The organism is Streptomyces sp. NPDC048560, assembly GCF_040650955.1.
In the GTDB taxonomy this organism is placed as follows: Bacteria; Actinomycetota; Actinomycetes; order Streptomycetales; family Streptomycetaceae; genus Streptomyces.
Map to the genome: position 1 here is coordinate 336,543 of NZ_JBEZIJ010000008.1, position 25,686 is coordinate 362,228.

The 25,686-nt window shown below is 70.5% G+C and carries 20 protein-coding genes; 10 read left to right on the top strand and 10 right to left on the bottom strand.

Going from position 1 to position 25,686, the window contains the following annotated elements:
* The first annotated feature begins 188 nt into the window (after positions 1-188).
* On the top strand, positions 189-875 hold the full coding sequence (locus tag AB0C82_RS22815; RefSeq protein WP_362844943.1) for a GntR family transcriptional regulator: 687 nt from the start codon (positions 189-191) through the stop codon (positions 873-875).
* A complete protein-coding gene (locus AB0C82_RS22820; RefSeq protein WP_362844946.1) occupies positions 872-2,182 on the top strand; it encodes an MFS transporter in 1,311 nt (436 codons plus the stop codon). Before AB0C82_RS22815 ends, AB0C82_RS22820 begins: the two co-directional genes overlap by 4 nt.
* Positions 2,183-2,241: 59 nt before the next feature.
* Here the strand turns inward: AB0C82_RS22820 and AB0C82_RS22825 are convergent, their stop codons facing one another.
* Entirely contained in the window at positions 2,242-3,066 is an 825-nt protein-coding gene (locus AB0C82_RS22825) for a maleylpyruvate isomerase family mycothiol-dependent enzyme (RefSeq protein WP_362844949.1), read from the bottom strand.
* Positions 3,067-3,274: 208 nt separating this feature from the next.
* Between AB0C82_RS22825 and AB0C82_RS22830 the strand changes: the two genes are divergently transcribed.
* Positions 3,275-4,066 carry a carbon-nitrogen family hydrolase gene (locus AB0C82_RS22830; RefSeq protein WP_362844952.1) on the top strand — a complete coding sequence of 264 codons (792 nt, stop codon included), beginning with the start codon at positions 3,275-3,277 and terminating at the stop codon, positions 4,064-4,066.
* A 46-nt stretch (positions 4,067-4,112) separates the two neighbouring features.
* Here AB0C82_RS22830 and AB0C82_RS22835 read toward each other — a convergent pair whose 3' ends face one another.
* On the bottom strand, positions 4,113-4,598 hold the full coding sequence (locus AB0C82_RS22835) for an LURP-one-related family protein (protein ID WP_362844954.1): 486 nt from the start codon (positions 4,596-4,598) through the stop codon (positions 4,113-4,115).
* 64 nt (positions 4,599-4,662) lie between these two features.
* Between AB0C82_RS22835 and AB0C82_RS22840 the strand changes: the two genes are divergently transcribed.
* Positions 4,663-6,477 carry an NHL domain-containing thioredoxin family protein gene (locus AB0C82_RS22840; RefSeq protein ID WP_362844957.1) on the top strand — a complete coding sequence of 605 codons (1,815 nt, stop codon included), beginning with the start codon at positions 4,663-4,665 and terminating at the stop codon, positions 6,475-6,477.
* A gap of 137 nt (positions 6,478-6,614) precedes the next feature.
* On the opposite strand, the gene AB0C82_RS22845 is transcribed toward AB0C82_RS22840, so the two are convergent.
* The 6 genes from AB0C82_RS22845 to AB0C82_RS22870 all read right to left on the bottom strand — a co-directional run bounded on the left by AB0C82_RS22845 (position 6,615) and on the right by AB0C82_RS22870 (position 14,849).
* Positions 6,615-7,298 carry a DUF4232 domain-containing protein gene (locus AB0C82_RS22845; protein WP_362844960.1) on the bottom strand — a complete coding sequence of 228 codons (684 nt, stop codon included), beginning with the start codon at positions 7,296-7,298 and terminating at the stop codon, positions 6,615-6,617.
* Positions 7,299-7,543: 245 nt separating this feature from the next.
* Positions 7,544-10,348: a BTAD domain-containing putative transcriptional regulator gene (locus tag AB0C82_RS22850; RefSeq protein ID WP_362844963.1), complete on the bottom strand. Its 2,805-nt coding sequence runs from the start codon at positions 10,346-10,348 to the stop codon at positions 7,544-7,546.
* A 124-nt stretch (positions 10,349-10,472) separates the two neighbouring features.
* Positions 10,473-10,691: a DUF6458 family protein gene (locus AB0C82_RS22855; RefSeq protein ID WP_362844966.1), complete on the bottom strand. Its 219-nt coding sequence runs from the start codon at positions 10,689-10,691 to the stop codon at positions 10,473-10,475.
* A gap of 170 nt (positions 10,692-10,861) precedes the next feature.
* A complete protein-coding gene (locus AB0C82_RS22860; RefSeq protein WP_362844969.1) occupies positions 10,862-12,160 on the bottom strand; it encodes a M18 family aminopeptidase in 1,299 nt (432 codons plus the stop codon).
* A 120-nt stretch (positions 12,161-12,280) separates the two neighbouring features.
* Positions 12,281-12,925 carry a hypothetical protein gene (locus tag AB0C82_RS22865; RefSeq protein WP_362844972.1) on the bottom strand — a complete coding sequence of 215 codons (645 nt, stop codon included), beginning with the start codon at positions 12,923-12,925 and terminating at the stop codon, positions 12,281-12,283.
* Between the two features lie 97 nt (positions 12,926-13,022).
* Positions 13,023-14,849, bottom strand: a complete 1,827-nt coding sequence (locus AB0C82_RS22870; RefSeq protein WP_362844975.1) for an acyl-CoA dehydrogenase — start codon at positions 14,847-14,849, stop codon at positions 13,023-13,025.
* 167 nt (positions 14,850-15,016) lie between these two features.
* On the opposite strand from AB0C82_RS22870, the gene AB0C82_RS22875 reads away from it, so the two are divergent.
* The 3 genes from AB0C82_RS22875 to AB0C82_RS22885 all read left to right on the top strand — a co-directional run bounded on the left by AB0C82_RS22875 (position 15,017) and on the right by AB0C82_RS22885 (position 17,774).
* Positions 15,017-15,457, top strand: a complete 441-nt coding sequence (locus tag AB0C82_RS22875; RefSeq protein ID WP_185299800.1) for an SseB family protein — start codon at positions 15,017-15,019, stop codon at positions 15,455-15,457.
* Between the two features lie 161 nt (positions 15,458-15,618).
* On the top strand, positions 15,619-16,575 hold the full coding sequence (locus AB0C82_RS22880; protein ID WP_362844978.1) for a pirin family protein: 957 nt from the start codon (positions 15,619-15,621) through the stop codon (positions 16,573-16,575).
* Between the two features lie 95 nt (positions 16,576-16,670).
* The gene (locus tag AB0C82_RS22885; protein WP_362844981.1) at positions 16,671-17,774 is read left to right on the top strand and encodes an AI-2E family transporter; all 1,104 of its coding nucleotides are present in this window, start codon (positions 16,671-16,673) and stop codon (positions 17,772-17,774) included.
* Positions 17,775-17,830: 56 nt separating this feature from the next.
* On the opposite strand, the gene AB0C82_RS22890 is transcribed toward AB0C82_RS22885, so the two are convergent.
* Positions 17,831-19,927: a SpoIIE family protein phosphatase gene (locus AB0C82_RS22890; RefSeq protein ID WP_362844984.1), complete on the bottom strand. Its 2,097-nt coding sequence runs from the start codon at positions 19,925-19,927 to the stop codon at positions 17,831-17,833.
* Between the two features lie 227 nt (positions 19,928-20,154).
* Between AB0C82_RS22890 and aspS the strand changes: the two genes are divergently transcribed.
* From aspS to AB0C82_RS22905, 3 genes are all read left to right on the top strand, one after another.
* Complete coding sequence (gene aspS / locus AB0C82_RS22895; RefSeq protein ID WP_362844986.1) at positions 20,155-21,972, top strand: aspartate--tRNA ligase; 1,818 nt, start codon at positions 20,155-20,157, stop codon at positions 21,970-21,972.
* A 149-nt stretch (positions 21,973-22,121) separates the two neighbouring features.
* On the top strand, positions 22,122-23,063 hold the full coding sequence (locus tag AB0C82_RS22900; RefSeq protein WP_362844988.1) for an intradiol ring-cleavage dioxygenase: 942 nt from the start codon (positions 22,122-22,124) through the stop codon (positions 23,061-23,063).
* A gap of 112 nt (positions 23,064-23,175) precedes the next feature.
* Positions 23,176-23,931 (top strand): L,D-transpeptidase family protein, encoded by a 756-nt coding sequence (locus tag AB0C82_RS22905; RefSeq protein WP_362844990.1) that lies wholly within the window; start codon positions 23,176-23,178, stop codon positions 23,929-23,931.
* A 73-nt stretch (positions 23,932-24,004) separates the two neighbouring features.
* On the opposite strand, the gene metG is transcribed toward AB0C82_RS22905, so the two are convergent.
* Complete coding sequence (gene metG, locus AB0C82_RS22910; RefSeq protein ID WP_362844992.1) at positions 24,005-25,621, bottom strand: methionine--tRNA ligase; 1,617 nt, start codon at positions 25,619-25,621, stop codon at positions 24,005-24,007.
* Positions 25,622-25,686: the final 65 nt, after the last annotated feature.

The window sequence follows — 25,686 nt, forward strand, 5'->3', positions numbered from 1 at the left end:
TCCAAATGCCCCTGATATGCGGCTACATAAGGGTGCCGCTCGGTGGTGAGACTCTCGGTGCGGGGGAATGGATGTACCGCAACGGGAGTGAATTCAGGGGTAATTCCGAAGTTACGCCGACCGGGTGTCGGAATTTCATATCGTGGACCGGTCATCACATGCGTCCATGTTGTATCTATGCTGTGTCCATGCCTGCCGCGCCCTCGGTCCCAGCCAAGCCTCCCGTCAAGACGTCGCTCAAGCGGCCCCCCGCCGCCGACCGCGTCTACACCCACATCAAGGACGCCGTCCTCGACCGCCGTTACCAGGGCGGGACGCTCCTCACCGAAGGCGATCTGGCGGAGGCCGTCGGTGTATCCCGTACGCCCGTGCGCGAGGCGCTGCTGCGTCTTGAGGTCGAGGGGCTGATCAAGCTCTACCCGAAGAAGGGCGCCCTCGTGCTCGCCGTCTCCGCGCAGGAGATCGCGGACGTGGTGGAGACCCGTCTGCTCGTCGAGGAGTTCGCGGCCCGCAAGGCGGTCCCCGCGTCGGCGCAGCTGATCCGACGGCTGGAGGAACTGCTGGAGGAGCAGCGGCAGCGGTCCGAGGCCGGTGACCTCGCGGCCGTCGCCGTCAGCGACCGCTGCTTCCACGCCGAGATCGTGCGGAACGCGGGCAACGAGATCCTCTCGCGCCTCTACGACCAGCTGCGCGACAGGCAGCTGCGGATGGGCGTCGCCGTGCTGGAGGCGCACCCCGGACGGATCGCCGCCAACATCACCGAGCACGGCGAACTGCTGGACGCCATCAGGGCCGGGGACGCGGAGGGTGCCGCCCAGGTCGTGCGTCGCCACGTCAGCCGGGTCAAGGTCCTGGTCCGGGGTGAGGACCGGTGAGCTCCGGGGCCGCGCCCAGTCTCTCCCTGCCCGGTGACCCGCCCGGCGGCCGGCGTGCCGCCCGGATCTGGGGCATCGGCGTCGCCGTCTACTTCGTCGCCATCATCTTCCGTACGAGCCTGGGAGTCGCCGGACTCGACGCCGCGGACCGCTTCGACGTCAACGCCTCGGCGCTGTCCACGTTCTCCATCCTTCAGCTGCTCGTCTACGCCGGTATGCAGATACCGGTCGGGCTGATGGTCGACCGGCTCGGCACGAAGAAGGTCCTGACCATCGGGGCCGTGCTGTTCACCCTCGGGCAGCTGGGCTTCGCGCTCTCCCCCTCGTACGGCATGGCGCTGGCCTCCCGCGCGCTGCTCGGGTGCGGTGACGCGATGACCTTCATCAGCGTGCTGCGGCTCGGCAGCAGGTGGTTCCCGGCGCGGCGCGGGCCGATGATCGGGCAGGTCGCCGCGCTGTTCGGGATGGCGGGCAACCTCGTCTCGACCCTGTTCATCGCCCGGGCGCTGCACGGCTTCGGCTGGACGACGACGTTCGTCGGCAGTGCGGGCGCGGGCGTGGTGGTGCTGGTGTTGCTGCTGCTGTTCCTCAAGGACCACCCGGAGGGGCACGAGCCGCCGCCCGCCGAGCACGCCGGCGCGGCGTACGTGCGCAAGCAGATCGCCGCGGCCTGGCGCGAGCCGGGCACCCGGCTCGGGATGTGGGTTCACTTCACGACCCAGTTTCCCGCGATGGTCTTCCTGCTGCTCTGGGGGATGCCGTTCCTGGTCGAGGCGCAGGGGCTGAGCCGGGGAACGGCCGGTGAGCTGCTGACGCTGGTGGTGCTCTCCAACATGGCGGTGGGGCTCGTCTACGGGCAGATCATCGCCCGCCACCACGCGGCCCGGGTCCCCCTGGCGCTCGGCACGGTCGCGATGACGGCCTTGCTGTGGGCCGCGACGATCTTTCACCCGGCCGACCACGCGCCGATGTGGCTGCTCGTCACCCTGTGCCTGGTGCTCGGCGCCTGCGGCCCGGCGTCGATGATCGGCTTCGACTTCGCACGCCCCGCCAACCCGCCGGAGCGTCAGGGCACCGCGTCGGGCATCGTCAACATGGGTGGCTTCGTCGCCTCGATGACCACGCTGTTCGCGGTCGGTGTCCTGCTGGACGCGACCGGCGACAACTACCGCATCGCGTTCGCCTCCGTTTTCGTCCTGGAGGCGCTCGGTATCGCCCAGATCCTGCGGCTGCGGGCCAGGGCGGCACTCAGGGAGCGCGACCATCACATCGTCAGCAGGGTCGAGGCCGTGCACGTGCCCGCGTGACACGCCGGCCGGCGGCGCGCCCGCCTCGCCGGAGGAGGACGGGCGTCGCCGACGGGGAACTACGGCGTCACGGCGAAGTGGTGCAGGATCGCGGCGCCGAGATCCTGGTCGCCCTCGACCTTGATCCGGTCCGCGACCGCGGTCGCCCGGACCCTGCCGCAGGCGAGGCGGTAGTACGTCTCCCAGTCCATGGATAGCGTCACGGCGGGACCCAGGGAGGGCGACCCGTCGATCGAGCCGCGGCCCTCCGCGTCCACGCGGACCGTGCGCAGGAACTCCATCGGCCCGTGCACATCCAGCACGACCGCCGAATTGGCGGGCGCGCCCGCGTTCTTGGCGACGACCTTCGGCAGGGCCGCGAGCAGGGTGTCGCGCGCGACGAAGGCACCGGGGGAATCCAGGTTGCCCGGCTGGCCCAGCGTCGTCCGCAGGTCCTGCTCGTGCACCCAGACGTCGAAGGCCCGCATGTGCAGTGCCAGTTCCAGCGTCTGTTCCGTCCCGAGGGGCGCCCGGACCATGGTCTCGGGGGCACGCGACTCGTTGCGCAGCTGACGGGCGCGGCGGATGACGGTGTACTCCAGCTCGGAGGTCATCTCCGGTGCGGTGTGGTGGCGCCGCACATCGACCTGCATCTCCATGTACCGCGTGAAGTCGTTCTGCACGTGGTACAGATCGCGCGGCAGCGTGTGGATGGGGCGGGGGTCGCCGAGCATCTCGCACTCCATGCCGATGATGTGCGACACGATGTCGCGCAGCGACCAGCCGGGGCACGGCGTACGGCGATTCCACTCTCCTTCGACGAGCGGCTTCACCAGCTCGGCTATCGACTCGATGGATTGGGTCCAGGCGTCGGCGTAGGTCTGGAGGCTGGGATGGACGGTCACGGGACCCCTCGTGCGGTTCTGCGGTGCATGGGCTGGAGAGCAGGGAGTGCCGGCGTGTTGTGCCGGCACCGACGGCGCTGTCTGCGGGCTACGGCTCTGCGTCTGAGGTTCGCTCGCTAAGTTACGCTGCGAGCAGGCACCCCGGCAGTGCTTTCGTGTGACGATCGTAGGCCCGTGTTGACGGCTCGAATGCCAGGACGGTGGTAGTGTGCGCGCCTCCCTCATCCAGATCGCAGTAGATCCGGACGAATCCGTCAATGCCCGCAGAGAACGCGCGGCTTCACTGGTGGTGGGTCAGCGGGGCGCGGACCTGGTGGTGCTCCCCGAGCTCTGGCCGGTCGGCGCCTTCTCCTACACCACCTTCGCGGACGAGGCCGAACCCTTCGAGGGTCCCACGTACCGGACGATGGCGAAGGCCGCGGCCGAGGCCGGGGTCTGGCTCCATGCCGGCTCCTTCGTCGAGCGGGCGGCGGACGGCACCCTCTACAACACCTCGCTGGTCTTCTCGCCCGGCGGCGCGTGTGTGGCCTCGTACCGCAAGATCCATCGCTTCGGCTTCGACAAGGGCGAGGCGGTGATGATGGGCGCGGGCGAGGAACTGGTCACGGTCGGCCTGCCGCAGACCACGCTGGGCCTTGCCACCTGTTACGACCTGCGCTTCCCCGAACTGTTCCGTGGGCTGGTAGACGCGGGAGCCGAGACCCTCGTCGTCGCCGCCGGATGGCCCGAACGCCGCCGCGCCCACTGGACGCTGCTGGCGCAGGCCCGCGCCGTCGAGAACCAGGCGTACGTCCTGGCCGTCGGCACCGCGGGTACCCACGCCGACATCCAGCAGGCCGGGCACAGCATGGTCGTCGACCCCTGGGGCGAGGTGCTGGCCGAGGCCGGTGCGGACGAGGAGATCCTGACCGTGGAGTTCGACCCGGCCAGGACCGCCACCACCCGCGACCAGTTCCCGGCCCTGAAGGACCGTCGTCTGGGCCTCGCGCCGCCGCGCTGACGAGCAGCAGGGGTCCGCTTCTGTTTCACGTGAAACAGAAGCGGCTTCACCCCTCCTTGTCGGCGAGCACGATCACGCACATCGATACGGCGATCATCAGCGCCGCGTCCGCGTCCTCGCGGACGACATCGATCCCGTACGTGTCGCGGACGGTGAGCCGGCGCCTGGAGATCTGGGCGAGCAGTTCACCGTCGTAGTCGATGGCGAACTCGCGGTCCAGGATCCGCCCGCTGACGTCGAGTTCGGTGCCCTCGACGAGCGTCACGCGGTAGTGGTTGCGCAGCAGGGACAGCCGCTTCCGCCTGACCTCGGCGAGCTGCCTGCCGTCGCGCTCGATGACCATCGTGTCGCGCAGGCTGATCAGCTTCTGCCGCAGTTCGATGAGGATCCGGCCCTGAGCGTCCTTCAGCTCGAAGGTGTCCCGCAGCCGCATGGCCTTCCCGTCGACCAGGAAGACCTTGCGCCCCTCCGTGTCCTCGATCCAGTAGTCGTCACCGACGGCGAACAGTCGCTCACGTACGAGAAGTCTCATGACTCACAGGGTCCCCGAGCCCCCTCCGGAATGCGTGCAGGGCGCGGTGATGTTGACTGTCGGTATGGCTACACGTGCGCGCGTCCGGGCCCCTGAGCTGATCGGCAAGGGCGGCTGGCTGAATACAGGCGATAAGCAGTACACCCTCGCTGACCTGCGAGGGCGCATTGTGATCTTGGACTTCTGGACATTCTGCTGTGTGAACTGTCTGCATGTCCTCGATGAGCTGCGCGAGCTGGAGGAGAAGCACCGCGACACGGTGGTGATCATCGGTGTGCACTCGCCGAAGTTCGTGCACGAGGCCGAGCACCAGGCCGTCGTCGACGCCGTCGAGCGGTACGAGGTGCACCACCCCGTCCTCGACGATCCCGAGCTCGCCACCTGGAAGCAGTACGCCGTACGGGCCTGGCCGACGCTCGTCGTCATCGACCCCGAGGGGTACGTCGTCGCCCAGCACGCCGGTGAGGGACACGCCCACGCCATCGGGAAGCTGGTCGAGGAGCTGGAGGCCGAGCACGGGGCCAAGGGAACGCTGCGGAGGGGCGACGGCCCCTACGTCGCCCCGGAGCCGGTAGCCACGTATCTGCGCTTCCCCGGAAAGGCGCTGGTCCTCCCCGACGGTGGCTTCCTGGTCTCGGACACCACCAGGCACCGCCTCGTCGAGCTGGACGGGGACGGTGAGACCGTCCGCCGGTACTTCGGGACGGGTGAGCGGGGCCTGGTGGACGGCGGGCCGGACGAGGCCAGGTTCAGTGAGCCGCAGGGACTCGCTGTGCTGCCCGACGGGCGTGTCGCCGTCGCGGACACGGTCAACCACGCGATCCGGGCCCTCGACCTGGGCACCGGCCTGACGGCCACGCTCGCGGGGACGGGCCGCCAGTGGTGGCAGGGGGCGCCGAACCACGGCCCCGCCAAGGACATCGATCTTTCCTCCCCGTGGGACATCGCCTGGTTCGACGACCGCCTGTGGATCGCGATGGCGGGCGTGCACCAGCTGTGGTCGTACGACCCCGGGACCCGGAGCGTGCGGGTCGAGGCGGGCACGACCAACGAGGGGCTGGTCGACGGGCCGGCCGGCGAGGCGTGGTTCGCGCAGCCGTCCGGTCTCGCGACGTCCGTCGACGGGGAGCGGCTGTGGGTCGCCGACCCGGAGACCTCCGCCCTGCGGTATGTCGAGCGGGACGGTTCCGTCCACACCGCCGTCGGCACCGGGCTCTTCGACTTCGGCCACCGTGACGGCGCCGCCGGACAGGCGCTGTTCCAGCACCCGCTGGGCGTCACCGCGCTGCCGGACGGGTCCGTCGCCGTCAGCGACACGTACAACCACGCGCTGCGGCGGTACGACCCCGAGAGCGGCGAGGTCACCACCCTGGCCACGGACGTGCGCGAGCCCAGCGACGCGGTGCTGGTCGACGGTGACCTGGTCGTCGTCGAGTCGGCCCGGCACCGGCTGACCCGGCTGCGGCTGCCCGAAGAGGCCGTACGCGTGGCGGGCGAGGCCCACCGGACCCAGCGGTCCGCCACCGAGGTGGCGCCGGGAGCGCTCCGTCTCGACGTGGTCTTCCAGGCTCCGGCGGGCCAGAAGCTGGACACCCGGTACGGTCCCTCGACCCGCCTGCTGGTCTCGTCCACCCCGCCCGAGCTGCTCGCGGAGGGCACGGGCCCGGGTACGGACCTGTTCCGCGATCTCGTCCTGGCGGACGGGGTCACCGAAGGCGTGCTGCACGTCTCTGCGATGGCGGCGTCCTGCGACGACGACCCGGAGAACGAGTACCCGGCCTGCCACGTCCACCAGCAGGACTGGGGCGTACCCCTGCGGGTGACTCCCGAAGGTGTGTCCCGGCTGCCCTTGGTGCTCGCGGGTATGGACGACGCCTGACCCTGCGGCACATCCGAGTACGCGGACGGGCCCGTCCCTGTGGGAATCCACCGGGACGGGCCCGCGGGCCGTTCAGGGGCCGGCCCGCGCCCCGTTCGGGGTGGTGGGCGCCCGCGCTCCGCTCAGGGAGCCGTCGCTCAGAAGTCGTCGGCGCCGTTGCGAAGTTCGGGGGTCCAGTAGCCCGTCGCCCAGACGGCCGGGTCCACGGCGATGCCGCCGGAGCCCGGCGCCTGCACGGTGGCCATGCCGTCGCCGCCCTCCAGCCAGACGGAGAAGGCCGACACCGGCTCGTTCTCCTCGTCGACGCCACCGTCGGACAGCTTCACCAGGGCGTACGCGGGAGCGCCGGCCTGGAGCACGACCGGGGCGGCCGGCGCGCTCTTGGCGACGGCGGGCACGTCCTCCTTGTGGCTCTCCAGGAACTGGACCTTCGGGAAGCCCTTGATCGTGCAGCTGTGGCCGGAGGTGTTCTTCGCCGTGAGGACGATGTGCGTGTAGGGCGGGCCGTCCTGGCGGGCGGCACTGATGGCGACGTCATCGGTGGTGCAGGTCGGGGCGTTCGCCCCGGCGTCGGAGCCGGCGGACCCGTCGGCGGTGCCGGAACCGGTGGTCTGCTCGGCGGCGGTGTCCTTCGCGGAGTCGGCCTGCTCGGAGCCGGTGTCCTGCGAGGAGCCTTCGGCGGCGTTCTGCGAGGAGCTGGTGTCCGCGGGGCCGGCGGACTTGGTGCCGGAGTCGTCCCCGTTGCAGGCGGTGAGGGCGAGGGCGAGGGCGGCGGTGGTCGCGGCGGCGAGCAGGGCGGAGCGGTGACGGTACGTACGCATGAGAGTCCCCCGGGTCGGGTGGTGTGGTGTCCGACGCGTCCGGTGGTCCGGCCCGACGGTCGACTGGCTGAGTGGGCAGTGATCCGGAGCTGATTCCCGTCTTTGCGGTGAATCGCCCCTGACCTGCTGACATCCATGAGTCTGCCGCCCGGCGGTGACGTTTCGCTGTCGTGCCGCTAACGTCCCGCCGATGCCCGGCACCTGCCCCGACCGTCCGCCCGCCTCAGGCCGCCGCCGGAGAGGCCTCAGCCGTCGTCGGAGAGCCTGAGGAGCGCCCGCTCGTACCGCCTCTTGTGGTCCGGATCAGCGGTGACCTGGAACAACGCGCCCAAGGCCCGTACCGCGCCCTCGCTGAAGCCGGTGTCCTCCGCCTCCTGGGCGGCACGCTCCAGCAGCCGCAGGCCCTCGCTCTTCGTGCCCAGCGCCAGACGGGCCTCGCCGCAGATGGTCGTCAGCAGCACCCGGCGGGCCGCCTCCTCGTGCTCGGGACCGAGGTCGAGGGCGGCGCGGGCGGCGTCGAGTGCCTCCTCCGGCCGGCCGGCGGCGAGCTGCATCCCGGCGATGTGCTGCAGGGCGAGCATCTCGGTGTGGGCGTCCCGCTCCGCGCGGCCCAGCTCGATGGCGCGCTCGCAGCCTTCCAGCGCCGGTTCCAGGTCGCCCTGTTCGGCCTGCACGATGGCCAGGTTGATCAGCGCGGTCGCCTCACCGAGCAGGTCGCCGGCCTGCCGGGCGAGGCCCGGGGAACGCTCCAGCAGGGTCACGGCCTCGGCGGTCCTGCCCTCCTCGGTCAGCACCCAGCCCAGCAGCGTCGTCACCCGGGACTCGGCGTACGGATCGCCGAGGTCGCGCGCCGCGGCGAGCGCCGTCTCCAGCATCGGCGTCCAGTTGTCCCGCACCCGCCACACCACCTGGGGCCACTGGAGCAGGATGATCCGCCAGGACCGGTCGTCGAGTCCGGCGGTACGGGCCGCGGCGGCGGCCAGGGTGAGGTCCTCACGTTCGGTGGCCAGCCACGTCATCGCCTCGGCCCGTCCGGAGAAGTCCCGTACGGCGGCGGGGCGCCGGAAACCGTCCGGCAGGACGAAGCACGGCTCGCCTCCGGGTTCGGCCGTGTCGGCGGCGGCGAGCGCGGTCGCGATGTAGTGGTCGAGGACGCCGACGAGCGCCTCGTGCGCCGCGTCCGGGTCGAGCCCGCGCGCGTACAGGCGTACGAGGTCGTGCAGGACCCAGCGGCCGGGCGCCGACTCCGTGACGAGGTGGGCTGCTCCCAGGCGTTCCAGCGCGGTCGCCGCGGTGACCGGGTCGCTCCCGGCGAGCGCGGCGGCCGTGTACGGGTCGAAGTGGCCGCCGGGGTGGTGACCGAGGCGGGCGAAATGGTGCACCGCCTCGGGCGGGAGCTGCTGCACGGTCAGCCGCAGCGCGGCCGAGACACCGGTGTCCTCGCCTTCGAGGTAGGCCAGCCGGCTCTGTTCGTCGGCGAGTTCGGCGGCCGTACCGGCCAGGGTGCGCCCGGGACGGCCCGCCAGACGCGCTGCCGTGACCCGCAGGGCGAGCGGCAGTCCGCCGCACAGGTCGGCGAGACGGCGGGCCGCCACCGGTTCGGCGAGTACGCGCTCCTCACCGAGCACACCGGCCAGCAGGGCCACCCCGTCCTGCGGACCGAGGATGTCGAGCGGGACGGGCCGGGCCGCGTCCGAGGCGATGATGCCTTCGAGCCGGTGTCGGCTGGTGACCACGGTGACGCAGTCGGTGCCGCCCGGCAGGAGGGGCCTGAGCTGGGCGGAGTCGCGTGCGTTGTCGAGTACGACGAGGAGACGGCGCCGGGCGGTCATCGAGCGGAAGAGCGCGGACGCGGCCGGGACGGATTCGGGTACGCGGCGCGGTGCGACGCCCAGCGCGAGCAGGAACTCGCGCAGGATCTCCAGCGGTTCGGGCTCACCGGTGTCGCTGAATCCGCGCAGATCGGCGAAGAGCCGTCCGTCGGGGAACGCGGCGACGTTGCGGTGCGCCCACTGGACGGCGAGCGCGGTCTTGCCGATGCCCGTCGGCCCGGTGACCAGGCAGATGGGAGCCTCGCCCGCCGCGGCCCGGGAGAGCGAGGCCAGTTCGGGGAGCCGCCCGTGGAAGCCGCGGGGTGCGCGGGGCAGCAGGTCGGCGGTGTGCGGATCGACACCCGGGTGTGCGGGTGCGCGGGCCGGGGCGAGGGGGGCCGGCACGGCGGCCACGACGGGAGCCGGCACGTCGGCGGCGACGCGGGCCGGACGGAGCTGTACGGGCCCCGGGGCCTCGTCCGCCCGCGGGCCGTCCCCTGGATCGCCCCGCAGGATCAGGGCGTACGCGTCGGCGAGCTCCCGCCCGGGGTCGACCCCCAGCTCGTCCGCGAGCAGCCGGCGGGTGTGGTGGAACCTGTCCAGGGCCTCCGACTGCCGCCCGGACCGGTACAGCGCCGTCATCAGCGCCGCCGCCAGGGACTCACGCATCGGATGCGCCACGGCCTCCGCCCGCAGCACCGCGGCGGCCCGGTTGTGTTCGCCCAGGCGGACGTAGGCGGAGGCCAGCTGCTCGACCGTGGCCAGCCGCGACTCCTCCAGGGAGTGCGCCGCCGCCTGGAGCGGCGGACCGGCGAACACGCCCGTGAGCGCGGGTCCCTGCCACAGGGCGAGCGCCTCCCTGAGCATCAGGACCGTGTCGGTGGCGCTGCGTTGTTCGCGCGCCAGCATGAGGAGTTCCTCGAAGCGCTGCGAGTCGAGCAGCGATTCCGGAACCCGCAGCAGGTAGGCGTCACCGAGTGTCGTCAGTTCGACCTCGTACGCCTCGGCGTCCGCTCCCGTCAACAGGGCCCGCAGCCGGGACACATGGCCCTGGATGACGGTCCGGGCGTGCAGCGGAGGTTCGTCGTCCCACAGCGCGTCCGTCAGCTGGGAGATGGAAACCGGGGTGTTGGCACGCAGCAGCAGAGCGGCGAGCAGGCTCCGTCGTTTGGCCGGCCCGAGCGGCAGCGGGCCCGAGAGCGTGTCGATGGAGACGGTGCCGAGCAGCCGGAACTCCACGAGTACCTCTCGGTGGGGGGAGGGACGTACCCGGGTCGGGGCACGCGTACACCCCAGAATATCGGGGCGCCGGTGCCTCCGGTTGCCAGGTCGTCCCAGGTGGGACCGACGGTCCCACGCACCCTCACGGGTAGTTGCGCTCGTCCTCCCGTACCACCGTGGTGGGCGGCACGACCATGCGGCGGCGGCGCGCGATGCTCGCGTAGGCGAAGACGCCGACGAGGCCGACGAGCATCATGATCCAGCCGACCAGGTCGACGTTGACGGTGTCCATTTGCCAGTCGGTGGCGAAGGCGAGAATTGCCCCTGCACCGATGAGGATGATGCACCCTCCGAGTCCCATGAGTTCCGCCTCCTCGATGGCCCGGAGGATCCGGGCCGGTTGTACCGGTCGCGTACCCGGCAAGTGAACGACCATGCGCCGGGCGGCAGTCGGGCACGCGGAAGGGCACCCCGGCCGCGGAGGCGGGGGTGCCCGTCGGGTCCTGCGTCAGAGGGCCGGCAGGGGTGCCGTCAGCCCGCCAGGAACGCGGCCAGCGCGTTCGCCAGCAGGTACGGGTCGTCGGCACCGCACAGCTCTCGGGCGCTGTGCATCGACAGGATCGCGACGCCGACGTCGACGGTCTGGATGCCGTGGCGGGCCGCCGTGATCGGACCGATCGTCGTACCGCACGGCATGGCGTTGTTGGAGACGAACGTCTGCCACTTCACACCGGCCTTCTCGCACGCCGCCGCGAACACGGCGCGGCCGCTGCCGTCGGTCGCGTACCGCATGTTGACGTTGACCTTGAGGATCGGCCCGCCGTTGGCCACCGGGTGGTGCGTCGGGTCGTGGCGCTCCGCGTAGTTCGGGTGCACCGCGTGCCCGGTGTCGGAGGAGAGGCAGACGGTGCCGGCGAAGGCGCGGGCACGGTCTTCGAGACTGCCGCCGCGGGCGAAGACGGAGCGCTCCAGGACGGTGCCGAGCAGCGGGCCGTCGGCGCCGGTGTCGGACTGCGAGCCGTTCTCCTCGTGGTCGAACGCGGCGAGCACCGGGATGTACGGGATCTCGTCGTCCGGCCGGCCGGCGACGGCGGCGAGCGCGGCGGTCGCCGCGTGCACCGAGAGCAGGTTGTCCATCCGTGGACCGGCAAGCAGCTCGCGGTCCCGCCCGAGATAGGACGGCGGCTCGATGGCGTGCGGCATGAGGTCCCAGCCGGTCACGTCCTCGGCGTCGACGCCCGCCTCCTCGGCGACGAAGCGGATGAGGTCGCCCTCCGCGACGTCACCGAGGCCCCAGATGGGCTGCATGTGCTTCTGGCGGTCGAGCTTGAGGCCGTCGGTGTTGGACGACCGGTCCAGGTGCACGGCCAGCTGCGGTACGCGCAGGAGGGCCCGGTCGATGTTGACCAGCCGGTGCGTGCCGTCGCGCAGCGAGATCCGGCCGGCGAGACCGAGGTCGCGGTCGAGCCAGGTGTTCAGGAGCGTCCCGCCGTAGATCTCCACGGCGACCTGGCGCCAGCCGTGGGAACCGGTGTCGGGCAGCGGCTTCACCCGGAGGTTCGGCGAGTCGGTGTGCGCTCCGGCGATCCGGAACGGGGTGTGCGCCTCGGCGCCCTCCGGCACGTACCAGGCGATGATCGCCCCGCCGCGCAGCACGTACTTCCCACCCGTGGACGCGTCCCAGGCCGCGGTCTCCTCGACCTGCCGGAAGCCGGCCTTCTCCAGCCGCGCCGCGGCGGACGCCACCGCGTGGTACGGGGAGGGGCTGGCCATCAGAAAGGTCATCAGGTCGTCGGTGTGCCCGCGATCGAAGCGGAGGGGAGAACTCATGTTCTTCACTGTAACGACGGTGGGCAGCGAGGATTCACGGCTGTCGCGTGAGGAAACGGGCAGGTTGTGTGTGGCGTGGTGGTTCGGCCGGTTCCCGGCCGGTTCCTCGCCCGGCACCGGTCAGAGCCCGGCGGTCGGCTCGTCGCCGTTCTGGGCCTGCCGCGCGCGCTCGGAGAACAGTGCCGCGAGGCCCTCGGTGAGCTCCTGGTCGGGCTTCTCCTCGCTCCGGGCGTCCGAACCCATCCAGAGCACCGCGGTGCCGACCCGTATCTGGCCGGTGACGCTGAGCCCCTGGCCGTACTGCGCCCCCAGCCGGGCGTCGCGCTGCTCGCCGACCTGCCCGAGGTCGGCCTCGTCCTTGCCGGTGGTGCGCGCGGTGCGCTTCCACAGGACGTCGTACGCGGCCTCGGCGGCCTCCTCGTCCTCGTACGCGATCATCCAGAAGCGGGCCCCGGCCTTCTCGTTCTCGTTCACGAAGGAGACCGACCCCATGAACAGGGATTTCTCGCACCCCTCGTGGCCCCGGCTCGGGCAGAGGCTGCCGCGGGCGAGGTCGTTCATCGGCGAGGTGGACGCCTTCTCGGAGCGCTCCCAGCCCGGCATCGCGTCCTCGTCCGGCAGCACGGAGGCGACCTGTGCCTCGTCCAGCGCCGCCGCCTCGTCCCCGGTGCCGCCACCGCAGCCCGCGAGCAGGAGCAGCCCCGCAGCTGCCGCCGAAACGCCTCGCGCCGTCCGGTGTACGGCAGTTACCCGCTTCGAGCTCATGAGCATGTCTCCTTGTCGGGCCGGATCCCGATCATAGAGAAGGCCCGCCCCGGTGGGGGCGGGCCTTCTCACATGGTGCGACGGGGAGGGACGCGGACTAGAACGCGGCCTCGTCCAGCTCCATCAGCGAGTTGTCGACAGTCTCCGCGAGCGCGCGCTCGGCGCCCACGCCCGGCAGGATGTTCGCGGCGAAGAACTTCGCGGCGGCGATCTTGCCCTGGTAGAAGGCGACGTCCTTCGGGGATGCGGTCGGCAGCTTCTCGGCCGCCACGGCCGCGCCCCTGAGCAGCAGGTAACCGACGACGACGTCGCCGGAGGCCATCAGCAGGCGGGTCGAGTTGAGACCGACCTTGTAGATGTTCCTGACGTCCTCACCGGTGGCGGTGAGGTCGGTGATCATCGTGCCGACGATCGCCTCAAGGTCCACGGCCGCCTTGGCGAGCGAGTCGACCGCGGTGCTGAGCTCCTCGTTGCCCTGGTGCTCGGCGAGGAACTTCTTGATCTCCTCGGAGAGCGTGTTCAGCGAGGCGCCCTGGTCGCGGACGATCTTCCGGAAGAAGAAGTCCTGACCCTGGATCGCCGTCGTGCCCTCGTACAGGGTGTCGATCTTGGCGTCGCGGATGTACTGCTCGACCGGGTACTCCTGGAGGTAACCGGAACCACCGAAGGTCTGGAGCGACTGCGCGAGCTGCTCGTACGACTTCTCGGAGCCGTAGCCCTTCACGATCGGGAGCAGCAGGTCGTTGAGGCCGTTCAGCGCCTTCGCGTCCTCGCCCGCGGCCTCCTTCTCCTGGATCGCGTCCTGGACGGTGGCGGTGTACAGGACGAGGGAGCGCATGCCCTCCGCGTACGCCTTCTGCGTCATGAGCGAGCGGCGCACGTCGGGGTGGTGCGTGATGGTGACCTTGGGCGCCGTCTTGTCCATGAACTGCGAGAGGTCCGTGCCCTGGACGCGCTCCTTGGCGTACTCCAGCGCGTTCAGGTAACCCGTCGACAGCGTCGCGATGGCCTTCGTGCCGACCATCATGCGGGCGAACTCGATGATGCGGAACATCTGGCGGATGCCGTCGTGCTTGTCTCCGACCAGCCAGCCCTTGGCGGGGTGCTGGTCGCCGAAGGTCATCTCGCACGTGTTGGAGGCCTTGAGGCCCATCTTGTGCTCGACGTTCGTCGCGTACACGCCGTTGCGCTCACCGAGCTCGCCGGTGGTCCAGTCGAAGTGGAACTTCGGGACCATGTAGAGCGAGAGGCCCTTGGTGCCCGGGCCTGCGCCCTCGGGACGCGCCAGCACGTAGTGGAGGATGTTCTCGGACATGTCGTGCTCGCCCGAGGTGATGAAGCGCTTCACACCCTCGATGTGCCAGGAGCCGTCCTCCTGCTCGACGGCCTTCGTGCGGCCTGCGCCGACGTCCGAACCCGCGTCGGGCTCGGTCAGCACCATCGTCGAGCCCCACTGCTTCTCGACGGCGATCTCCGCGATCTTCTTCTGCGCCTCGTTGCCCTCGTCGAAGAGGATGCCGGCGAAGGCCGGGCCGGAGGAGTACATCCACACGGCCGGGTTCGAACCGAGCAGCAGCTCCGCGTAACCCCAGATCAGGGAGCGCGGCGAGGTGGTGCCGCCGATCTCCTCGGGCAGGCCGAGGCGCCAGTACTCGGAGTCCATGAACGCCTGGTACGACTTCTTGAAGGTGGCCGGCACCGGAGCGGTGTTGGTCTCCGGGTCGAACACCGGCGGGTTGCGGTCGGCGTCCGCGAAGGAGTCGGCGAGCTCGTTCTCCGCGAGGCGGTTGATCTCGTCGAGGATGGTCTTCGCGGTGTCGACGTCCATCTCGGCGAATGTGCCGGTGCCGTACACCTTGTCGCGCCCGAGGACCTCGAAGAGGTTGAACTCGATGTCGCGGAGATTCGACTTGTAGTGCCCCATGGGAAGGCTCCGTAATCAATAGCAGTGGCGCGCAGCGCCCCGGGGAGGGGTGAGGGTCGGGCGACGAGCTGGCGTGGGTATATCAGCTGACCTCTACGATGATGCTACCCGTCAGTAATAAGACGCAACCCCCCGAGGGGTTGATGTGTCCGATTACTCTTTGCGGCATGTACGGCTATGACCAGAACCCGGGCGCGCAGCAGCAGATGGGCGGCGGCTACGGCGAGCAGCCGCTGTATCCCGAACCTTCGCCCCCGTCCCTGGCGGACGCGGTCCGGGCCTTCACCACGGGCTCCCTGTCCGCGGAGGACTTCCAGCAGATCTTCGCGACCTCGAAGGTCTACTGCCCGCGCGGGGACAACCCTGGCTTCCTGGCCCTGCACAACACCCAGCAGCCGGTGATCCCCATGTTCACCACGCTCAAGGAGCTGCGGCTGTACGCGGGCAAGGAGTCCAAGTACTTCGTGATCACCGGCGCCGAGGTGATCGACCTGCTGCCCACCGGCTACGGCTTCGTCCTGGACATGGAGGGAGACCACCGCATGGTCTTCGACGCCAAGGCCGTGGAGCAGATGGTCGACTTCGCGATGCGCCGCATGTACGGCTAGGGCCCCTGGTTCGGCGGCCGGCGAACGGCGGTGCCGAAGGGCCCGTACCCCTGTGGTGCGGGCCCTTCGTGCTGCCCGGGCGGGGCGGGAATGGATCCGCCCTTGCGAGATGTTCACCATTCAACTAAATTGGAACCAGGACAATCCAGGAGGTGGCTTCGATGCCCGCAGTGACCGTCGAAAACCCGTTGAGCCTGCCCAAGGTGGCGGCCCAGGGTGACGCCGTGGCCCGTCCCGTGCTCGCGGTCACGACCGCGCCGACCGGGTTCGAGGGGGAGGGCTTCCCGGTGCGCCGCGCCTTCGCGGGCATCAACTACAAGCACCTCGACCCGTTCATCATGATGGACCAGATGGGTGAGGTGGAGTACGCCGCGGGCGAGCCGAAGGGCACGCCCTGGCACCCGCACCGCGGCTTCGAGACCGTGACCTACCTGATCGACGGCACCTTCGTCCACCAGGACAGCAACGGTGGCGGCGGCACCATCGAGAACGGCGACACCCAGTGGATGACAGCCGGCTCGGGCCTGCTGCACATCGAGGCGCCGCCGGAGTCCCTCGTCATGTCCGGTGGCCTCTTCCACGGCCTCCAGCTCTGGGTGAACCTGCCCAAGGCGGACAAGATGATGGCCCCCCGCTATCAGGACATCCGCGGCGGCCAGGTCCAGCTCCTCGCCTCCCCGGACGGCGGCGCGCTGCTGCGCGTCATCGCCGGTGAGCTCGACGGGCACGAGGGTCCCGGGATCACCCACACCCCGATCACGATGATCCACGCCACCGTCCGTCCCGGCGCCGAGGTGACCCTGCCGTGGCGCGAGGACTTCAACGCGCTCGCCTACGTCCTCGCCGGACGCGGCACCGCCGGTGCGGAGCGCAGGCCGCTCCACAAGGGGCAGACCGCCGTCTTCGGCAGCGGCTCCTCGCTGACGTTCCGCGCGGACGAGGCCCAGGACGGCAACAGCCCCGACCTGGAGATCGTCCTGCTCGGCGGCCGTCCGATCCGTGAGCCCATGGCGCACTACGGGCCGTTCGTCATGAACAGCCAGGCCGAGCTCAAGCAGGCCTTCGAGGACTTCCAGGCCGGCCGCCTCGGCACCGTGCCCGCCGTCCACGGAATGTGACGCCCCGTCCGCCCGCCGCGGCGCCGGGTGACGGACAGTCACCCGTACGCCCCGGCGGGCGGGCCGCGCTACCGGCGCCGTGATCGGGTGGGAGGGTGCAGACCCCCAAGCCTCTCCTGCCCGATGCTGCGCGACGGACAGCCGCGTGGTGCGGCGTCCTGCTCCTCGTCACCGGGGTCGTCGCGGTCGCCGTGTGGCTGTGCATCGTGCTCAAGACGGCGGTCACGCCGGTCCTGCTCGCGCTGCTCGGCACGGCGCTGCTCGGTCCGGTCCACCGATGGCTGACCGCCCGCAAGGTGAACCGGTCGGTGGCCGCCGGACTCACCTGCTGCGTGCTCGTCGCCGTGGTCGGAGGCGCCGGGTACATCGTCGTGACGGCCCTCATCGACACCGGCGGCCAGATCGTGGACTCGCTCAAGGACGCGGGCCAGTGGATCATCGACCACTTCGGCATCGCCGACGGCGCGAACGTGAACGACCTCACCGACAACGCCAAGAACCTCTTCGAGAAGTTCGGTGCCAGCGCGGCCGGCGGCCTGCTCAGCGGGATCAGCCTGCTCGGCTCCCTCGCGGCGACCGGCATCCTGACCCTGCTGCTCACCTTCTTCTTCCTGCGCGACTCCGACCGGGCCGCGAACCTCGCCCACACCCTCGCCCCGCGCGGTACCGGCGACCTGGTGGAGGCCATGGGGCGGCGGGCCTTCGAGGCCGTCGAGGGCTTCATGCGGGGCACCACGTTCATCGCGCTGATCGACGCCGTGTGCATCACGGTGGGTCTGCTGATCCTGGGCGTCCCCGGGGCGGTGGGTCTGGGGGCGCTGGTCCTCGTCGGGGCGTACATCCCTTATCTCGGCGCGGTCATTTCCGGCGCCGTCGCCGTCCTGGTCGCGCTCGTCGACCGGGGGTTCGTCATCGCCCTCTGGGTCCTGGGGGTGGTGCTGGCGGTCCAGGTGCTGGAGGGACACGTCCTCCAGCCGATGATCCAGAGCCGTACGGTCCAGATGCACCCGGCCATGATCATGATCGCCCTGACCGCAGGTGCGAGTGTGGCGGGCGTCCTGGGCATGTTGCTGGCCGTGCCGTTGTGCGCGGCGGTGTTCGGGGTCATCGGGGAGCTCCGGAAGGATTACGAGGCCTCGGAGCCCGGCGACCCGCCGCACCCCGGTGAGGGCCCCCCGGCGAGCCCGGCCGGCGCCTGAGACCCAGGGGACCCGGCCGGGGCGCCGGCGCCGGCACCGGGCGCCCACCGCCCCGGTCAGAGAGCCGGCAGCTGCGCCTCCGACAGTTCGAACCAGATCGACTTCCCCTCACCACGAGGGTCCACGCCCCATGCGTCGGCCAGCATCTCCATCAGGACGAGACCCCGCCCGCTGGACGCCATCTCGCCGGGCCGCCGCTTGTGCGGCAGCTCGTCGCTCCCGTCGGCGACCTCCACGCGCAGCCGCCGCTCGCCCCGTTCGCCGCTCACCTCCGCGACCATCAGCGCGTCGCCGTCCGTGTGGACGAGCACGTTGGTGGCCATCTCGGAGAGCATCAGCACCGCCGAGTCGACCTGCTCCGGGTCGGCCCAGTCGTGCAGCAGCTCGCGCAGCTGCTGGCGGGCCGCCGCGATGCGCTCGGGTTCGGCCTGGGCGATGGTCATCGCGGTGCGGCGCGGCGGCGCCTGCCGGGTCGTGGGGCCCTCGCGGCGGAGCACCAGGACGGCGATGTCGTCCTCGCGCCGGTCAGCCAGCGGGCCGGTCGTGTAGTGGGACGTCGGGCCGTGCACGGCCTGGACGAGGGCGTCGGCGAGCTTCTCCAGGTCCTCGGTCGGCTCCTCCAGGACCGGCCTCAGCCGGCTCCAGCCGGTCGCCATGTCGTGCCCGCCGGTCTCGATGAGCCCGTCCGTGCACAACATGATCGTTTCGCCCGGTTCCAGGACGACCCTGGTCGTCGGATAGTCCGAGTCGGCCTCGATGCCCAGCGGCAGTCCGCCCGCCGTCTGACGGATCACCGCGGTGCCGTCGGCACTGATCACGACGGGGTCCGGATGGCCCGCCCGGGCGATGTCCAGGGTGCCGCTCTCCGGGTCGGCCTCCGCGTACAGACAGGTCGCGAAGCGGGGGGCCGCGCTCTCGTCCCCGCCCCCCTGCTCCTCGGCGAGACCGGCGAGGAAGCGCGAGGCCCGGGAGAGCACCGCGTCGGGGCGGTGGCCCTCGGAGGCGTAGGCGCGCAGGGCGATCCGCAGCTGCCCCATGAGGCCCGCGGCACGTACGTCGTGGCCCTGGACGTCACCGATGACGAGGGCGATACGGCCGTTCGGGAGCGGGATCATGTCGTACCAGTCACCGCCGACCTGCAGCCCACCACCGGTCGGGATGTAGCGCGCCGCCACGGACATCCCGGGGATGTCGGGCCCCAGGGAGGGCATCATCGAGCGCTGGAGGCCGAGTGACAGCTCGCGTTCGGTCTCGGCGGCCCCGGCGCGGTCCAGCGCCTGGGCGAGCATCCGGGCGACCGTCGTCAGCACGGCGCGCTCGTCCGGCGAGAAGGTCACGGGGTGCCGGAACCCGGCCATCCAGGCGCCCATCACGTGGCCCGAGGCGATCAGCGGCAGAAAGGCCCAGGAGCGGCGCCCGAAGCGGCGGGCGAGGGGCCAGGTGGCGGAGAAGCGCCGCCGGTACTCGTCCGGCGACGGCAGATAGATCGCCCGCCCCGTCCGTACGACCTCGGCGGCCGGATAGTCCGTGTCCAGGGGCATGTCGGCGAACGGGTCCTCGTCACCCACGTTGTGCCCGTGGTGCCCGATGATCGTCAGCCGCTCTCCCGCTACGCCGAACACGGCGAGGCCGTCCGGCGAGAACCCGGGCATGGAGAGCGACGCGGCGACCCGCAGCACCTCCTCGGTGGAGCGTGCCTCGGCAAGCGCCCGGCCCGCGTCCAGCAGGAACGCCTCGCGGGAGCGGCGCCAGTCCCCGGTGATGGCCGTCTGTGTGGCGGTGGCGTCCGGCTGCGGCTCCGCGACCTCCTGGAGGGTCCCCAACAGTACGTAGCTCTGCGGGCCTCCCCCGGCCTGCAGGACCGGCTTCGACCGGCTTCGGACGATACGGAGCACGTACCCCTGGTCGTCCACGATCCGCAGCCGGGCCTCGGCGAGCGTGCCCTCGGCGACCGCGAGGTTCACGACCGCGTAGATCTCGTTCCAGTCGACCGGGTGGAACCGGGAGCGCACCACGGACTCGCTGTAGTTGCCGGACTCGCCGGGCAGGCCGAGGAGCCGGGCCGCCTCCGCGTCGAGTGTGACCTGCCCGGCCTCGTGGTCCCAGCGCCACAGGCCGGTCGCGATCGCGGCCAGGACTTCCTCGGTGCGCATTGCCCCACTTTAAGAAGATGTGTGCGCCGGACGCCACCGAGGGGACGGGCCGGGCGCCCGGGGCCTGACGGCTGCGGACCGCCGTCCGATGTGTCCCGGAAGACCTTGAAACGGCAATGGCAATGCTGGGGTGCGGACGCGGGCGGTAGCCTGGGGTGGCTGAGACCGCCCTCCCGTTCCCCGTCGGTCTCAATCCGCCTCGAATCGCTAAGACTGGATGAACGACGATGCATCGGTACAGGTCCCACACCTGCGGCGAGCTCCGCGCCTCTGACGTCGGCACCGACGTCCGGCTGAGCGGCTGGCTGCACAATCGCCGAGACCTGGGTGGCATCCTCTTCATCGATCTGCGCGACCACTACGGTCTGGTGCAGCTCGTCGCCCGCCCCGGCACTCCCGGTAACGACGCCCTGTCGAAGCTGACCAAGGAGACCGTCGTCCGGATCGACGGCAAGGTCTCCGCCCGCGGCGCCGACAACGTCAACCCGGAGCTCCCGACCGGTGACATCGAGATCGAGGTCACCGAGGTCGAGGTCCTGGGCGAGGCCGCCCCGCTGCCCTTCACGATCAACGCCGAGGACGGCGTCAACGAGGAGCGGCGCCTGGAGTACCGCTTCCTCGACCTGCGCCGCGAGCGGATGCACCGCAACATCATGCTGCGCTCGTCGGTCATCGCCTCCATCCGCTCCAAGATGGTGGCCCTCGGCTTCAACGAGATGGCGACCCCGATCCTCGCGGCGACGTCCCCCGAGGGCGCCCGCGACTTCGTGGTCCCCTCCCGGCTGAACCCGGGTAAGTTCTACGCGCTGCCGCAGGCCCCCCAGCAGTTCAAGCAGCTGCTGATGATCTCCGGCTTCGACCGCTACTTCCAGATCGCGCCGTGTTTCCGCGACGAGGACGCCCGCGCGGACCGCTCGCCCGGCGAGTTCTACCAGCTCGACGTCGAGATGTCCTTCGTCGAGCAGGAGGACGTCTTCCAGCCGATCGAGAAGCTCATGACCGAGCTCTTCGAGGAGTACGGGAACGGTCGCCACGTCACCTCGCCGTTCCCGCGCATCCCGTTCCGTGAGTCGATGCTGAAGTACGGCAACGACAAGCCGGACCTGCGTGCGCAGCTGGAGCTCGTCGACATCTCCGACGTCTTCGCGGACTCGGAGTTCAAGGCGTTCGCCGGCAAGCACGTCCGCGCGCTGCCGGTCCCGGACACCGCGGGCCAGTCCCGGAAGTTCTTCGACGGCCTCGGCGCGTACGCGGTCGAGCACGGCGCCAAGGGTCTCGCCTGGGTCCGGGTCGGCGAGGACGGCACCCTGGCGGGTCCGATCGCCAAGTTCCTCACCGAGGCGGACATCAAGACGCTCACCGAGCGCCTGTCCCTGGTCCCCGGCCACGCCGTGTTCTTCGGCGCGGGCGAGTTCCACGAGGTCTCCAAGATCATGTCTGTCGTCCGCGTCGAGGCCGCCAAGCGCTCCGGCCACTTCGAGGAGGGTGTGTTCCGGTTCTGCTGGATCGTCGACTTCCCGATGTACGAGAAGGACGAGGACACCGGCAAGATCGACTTCTCCCACAACCCGTTCTCCATGCCCCAGGGCGGCATGAAGGACCTGGAGGAGAAGGACCCGCTGGACATCCTGGCGTGGCAGTACGACATCGTCTGCAACGGCATCGAGCTGTCCTCCGGCGCCATCCGTAACCACGAGCCCGACGTCATGCTCAAGGCGTTCGAGATCGCCGGTTACGAGGCCGAGACCGTCGAGCGTGAGTTCGCGGGCATGTTGCGCGCCTTCCGTCTCGGCGCACCGCCGCACGGCGGAATCGCCCCGGGCGTCGACCGCATCGTGATGCTGCTCGCCGACGAGCCCAACATCCGCGAGACGATCGCCTTCCCGCTCAACGGCAACGCCCAGGACCTGATGATGGGCGCACCGTCCGAGCTGGACGAGACCCGTCTGCGTGAGCTGAACATCCAGCTCCGCAAGCCGGTCGCGTCGGTGAAGGAGAAGGCGGACGCCAAGGACTCCGTGGCGAGGGACACCGGCGCGAAGTAAGCGTCAGCGGTTCCGCTTCGGTTCCACGTGAAACAGCCCTCGGTCGCCAGGCCGGGGGCTGTTCCGCGTCCGGTGGTACGGGGTCGGCGCACAGGAACACACAGCGCGCGCTCATGTCCTTGCCAGCTCGGCTGCCTAGCCTCACGCCCATGACAGAAAATCAGGGACCCGCACACAAGAAAGACCTGACTCGCCGGCGGGTCATACTCGCCGGTGGTGCGGCCGTGGCCGCGGCCGGGATCGGAGCCGCAGTCGTCGCGAACGCCTCGGCCGACGAGGCCGGCGCCACGTCGAAGGAGACGGCCGGGCAGAAGGAGACGTGCTATCGGCTGACCTCGGAGACCACCGAGGGGCCGTACTACATCGACGCAGACAAGATCCGCCGGGACATCACGGAGGACAGGGAGGGCATCCTCATGACCCTCCGCCTGAAGGTCATCGACTCCGACACCTGCAAACCGGTCAAGCAGGCAGCCGTCGACATCTGGCACTGCGACGCCCTCGGGCTCTACTCCGGTTACGAGGGCATGAGCGGCGGCGGTCCCGGAGGCCCCGGTGGCGGCGGCACCCCACCGAGCGGCACCCCCACCGACGCCCCCACCGGCACGCCGACCGGCACGCCCCCGACCGGGGAGCCCGGTGGCGGCGGACCCGGCGGTGGCGGCGGCCACAGCGAGCCCACCGACGACAAGCGCTACCTGCGGGGCACACAACTCACCGACAAGCACGGCTACGTGGAGTTCAGGACGGTCTTCCCCGGCTGGTACCAGGGCCGCGCCGTCCACATCCACACCAAGGTGCACGTCGGCGGGAAGATGACCGACGCCGGGTACGAGGGCGGACACACCTGCCACACCGGGCAGTTCTTCTTCTCGGAGCGTTCCGTGCTCGACTCGGCGAAGGTGGCTCCGTACTCGACGAGCACCACCACCCGCACCACCCTCACCGAGGACACCATCTACGACCAGAGCGGGGTCACGGGCGGCCTGCTGAAGCTCACCTACGGCAAGGGGCGCATCGCGCGCGGCGTCATCGGTTCGATCACCATGGGCGTCGACCCGGACGAGACGAACGACGGCACCGGAGTCTGACATGCGGGTGACATGTGCAGCTGGATGGCCCGGCTGAGGGTGCGTCAGGGTCGGGCCGGGCGAAGACTGCGACCTGAGACTGCGTCAGCCGACCTACTCAGGAGCCCTCGCCGTGTCCGCTTCCCGCCGTCCGTACGCCACCCTCGTCGCCCTGGTCCTCCTCGTGCTCACCGGCTGCTCCACGGAGGCCTCCGCACCGCCGGCATCCCCCGCACCCAGCGGCGCGGCGGGCCCCCAGTCCATGCCCGCTGTCGTGCGCACGAAGGCACCCCGGCCCGCGGAGATCCCGGCACTCGGCCCCCGCACCAGGGCGGCGGTCCCGGCCACCGCGCGGCAGGCGGTCGTCGTCACAGGCGATGCCGCCGACTCCAACCAGTCCACCGTCGTCCTCTACACCCGTGACCCCGTCAAGGGCTGGCGGCCGGCGGCCGGACCGTGGCCCGCGCACAACGGCCTGAAGGGCTGGACCGACAACCACGTGGCGGGCGATCTCAAGTCGCCGACCGGCGTCTACACCCTCTCCGACGCGGGCGGGCGGCTCCCGGATCCGGGAGCCCTGCTCCCGTACGACGAGCACCCCCGTTTCGCGATGAGCGGGGAGGGCTTCTTCGGGGAGTCGCTCGAAGGGTCCTTCGACTACGTCGTCGCCATCGACTACAACCGCACGCCCGGCGTCACCCCCCTGGACCGGGAGCGTCCGCTCGGCGAGGAGCGGGGCGGCGGAATCTGGCTGCACGTGGACCACGGCGGCCCGACCCAGGGGTGCGTCTCGCTCCCCCAGGCCCGGATGAGGGAACTGCTGCTCGCACTCGACCCGGTGAGCAAGCCGGTGATCGTGATGGGGGACGGGGAGGCGCTGCGGCAGTGAGGCGTACGGCGTCGAACGAGAGGGCCGGGACCGCGTCGCGCGGTCCCGGCCCTCTGTCGTCACGTGGCGTCGGCTACGCGGGCTTCTCCTCCAGGCGCGGGAACAGCACCGCACCCTTCGTCACCGTCGCACCGGCGGACAGCAGGCCCCAGGTGCCCGCGTCCTGCACCCGCTGGCCGGCCAGCGCGCCCAGGGACTCCTCGGCGCCCAGGGACTCCCACAGCTTCTGCGAGGTCTCAGGCATCACCGGGTTCAGCAGGACGGCCACACCGCGCAGCGCCTCGGCGGCGGTGTAGAGGATCGTCGCGAGGCGGGCCTGGCCCTCCGGAGACGTGTCCTTGGCGACCTTCCAGGGCTCCTGCTCCGTGATGTAGCCGTTGACCTGCTTCACGAAGTCGAAGATCGCCAGGATGCCGGCCTGGAAGTCGAGCTCCTCGCCGATCTTCCGGTCGGCGGCGGCGACGGCCTTCGCCAGGCCCTCCCGCACCGCCTGCTCGGCGTCACCGGCGGCCGTGGCCTCCGGGAGCGCCCCGCCGAAGTACTTGCCGACCATGGCGGCGAGGCGCGAGGCCAGGTTGCCGTAGTCGTTGGCGAGCTCGGAGGTGTAACGGGCGGCGAAGTCCTCCCACGAGAACGAGCCGTCGTTGCCGTACGCGATCGCCCTCAGGAAGTACCAGCGGTACGCGTCCACGCCGAAGTGCGAGGTCAGGTCCTGCGGCTTGATGCCGGTCAGGTTCGACTTGGACATCTTCTCGCCGCCGACCATCAGCCAGCCGTTGGCGACGACCTTGCCGGGCAGCGGCAGCCCCTGCGCCATCAGCATCGCGGGCCAGATCACCGAGTGGAAGCGCAGGATGTCCTTGCCGATCAGGTGCACGTCGGCAGGGAAGGTGGTGTCGAACTTCTCCTGGTTCGCGCCGTAGCCGACGGCCGTCGCGTAGTTGAGCAGCGCGTCGACCCAGACGTAGATCACGTGCTTCTCGTCCCACGGCACCGGGACGCCCCAGTCGAAGGTCGAGCGCGAGATCGAGAGGTCCTGGAGCCCCTGCTTGACGAAGTTCAGCACCTCGTTGCGGGCTGACTCGGGCTGGATGAACCCGGGGTTGGCCGCGTAGAACTCCAGCAGCTTGGGGCCGTACTCGCTGAGCTTGAAGAAGTAGTTCTCCTCCTTGAGGAGCTCCACCGGCTTCTTGTGGACGGGGCACAGCTTGGTGCCGTCCTCGGCCTCGATGAGGTCGCCCGGGAGCTTGTACTCCTCGCAGCCCACGCAGTACGGGCCTTCGTACCCGCCCTTGTAGATCTGGTCCTTGTCGTACAGGTCCTGCACGAACTCCTGCACACGGTCGGTGTGCCGCTTCTCCGTCGTACGGATGAAGTCGTCGTTCGTGATGTTCAGGTGCTCCCAGAGGGGCTTCCAGGCCTCCTCGACGAGCTTGTCGCACCATGCCTGCGGGGTGACGTTGTTCGCCTCGGCCGTGCGCATGATCTTCTGACCGTGCTCGTCCGTGCCGGTGAGGAACCACACCTTCTCGCCGCGCTGACGGTGCCAGCGCGCGAGCACGTCGCCTGCGACGGTCGTGTAGGCGTGGCCCAGGTGAGGAGCGTCGTTGACGTAGTAAATGGGGGTCGATACGTAAAAGGCCTTCACGCCTTCGCTCGACTCCTGCTTCTCGGTTCCAGTGGCCGCCATGGTCGAAATCCTAACGGCCCTCGGCTGCTCCCCTCGCACGGATAAACGCGGCGGGGTACGACAAA

What these genes read in the sequence shown, in the direction of transcription:
- AB0C82_RS22815 (WP_362844943.1), top strand. Translation starts at nt 189, where the DNA reads ATGCCTGCCGCGCCCTCGGTCCCAGCCAAGCCTCCCGTCAAGACGTCG.
- AB0C82_RS22835 (WP_362844954.1), bottom strand. Translation starts at nt 4,598, where the DNA reads ATGAGACTTCTCGTACGTGAGCGACTGTTCGCCGTCGGTGACGACTAC.
- AB0C82_RS22840 (WP_362844957.1), top strand. Translation starts at nt 4,663, where the DNA reads ATGGCTACACGTGCGCGCGTCCGGGCCCCTGAGCTGATCGGCAAGGGC.
- AB0C82_RS22845 (WP_362844960.1), bottom strand. Translation starts at nt 7,298, where the DNA reads ATGCGTACGTACCGTCACCGCTCCGCCCTGCTCGCCGCCGCGACCACC.
- AB0C82_RS22855 (WP_362844966.1), bottom strand. Translation starts at nt 10,691, where the DNA reads ATGGGACTCGGAGGGTGCATCATCCTCATCGGTGCAGGGGCAATTCTC.
- AB0C82_RS22860 (WP_362844969.1), bottom strand. Translation starts at nt 12,160, where the DNA reads ATGAGTTCTCCCCTCCGCTTCGATCGCGGGCACACCGACGACCTGATG.
- AB0C82_RS22865 (WP_362844972.1), bottom strand. Translation starts at nt 12,925, where the DNA reads ATGAGCTCGAAGCGGGTAACTGCCGTACACCGGACGGCGCGAGGCGTT.
- AB0C82_RS22870 (WP_362844975.1), bottom strand. Translation starts at nt 14,849, where the DNA reads ATGGGGCACTACAAGTCGAATCTCCGCGACATCGAGTTCAACCTCTTC.
- AB0C82_RS22875 (WP_185299800.1), top strand. Translation starts at nt 15,017, where the DNA reads ATGTACGGCTATGACCAGAACCCGGGCGCGCAGCAGCAGATGGGCGGC.
- AB0C82_RS22880 (WP_362844978.1), top strand. Translation starts at nt 15,619, where the DNA reads ATGCCCGCAGTGACCGTCGAAAACCCGTTGAGCCTGCCCAAGGTGGCG.
- AB0C82_RS22890 (WP_362844984.1), bottom strand. Translation starts at nt 19,927, where the DNA reads ATGCGCACCGAGGAAGTCCTGGCCGCGATCGCGACCGGCCTGTGGCGC.
- aspS (WP_362844986.1), top strand. Translation starts at nt 20,155, where the DNA reads ATGCATCGGTACAGGTCCCACACCTGCGGCGAGCTCCGCGCCTCTGAC.
- AB0C82_RS22900 (WP_362844988.1), top strand. Translation starts at nt 22,122, where the DNA reads ATGACAGAAAATCAGGGACCCGCACACAAGAAAGACCTGACTCGCCGG.
- metG (WP_362844992.1), bottom strand. Translation starts at nt 25,621, where the DNA reads ATGGCGGCCACTGGAACCGAGAAGCAGGAGTCGAGCGAAGGCGTGAAG.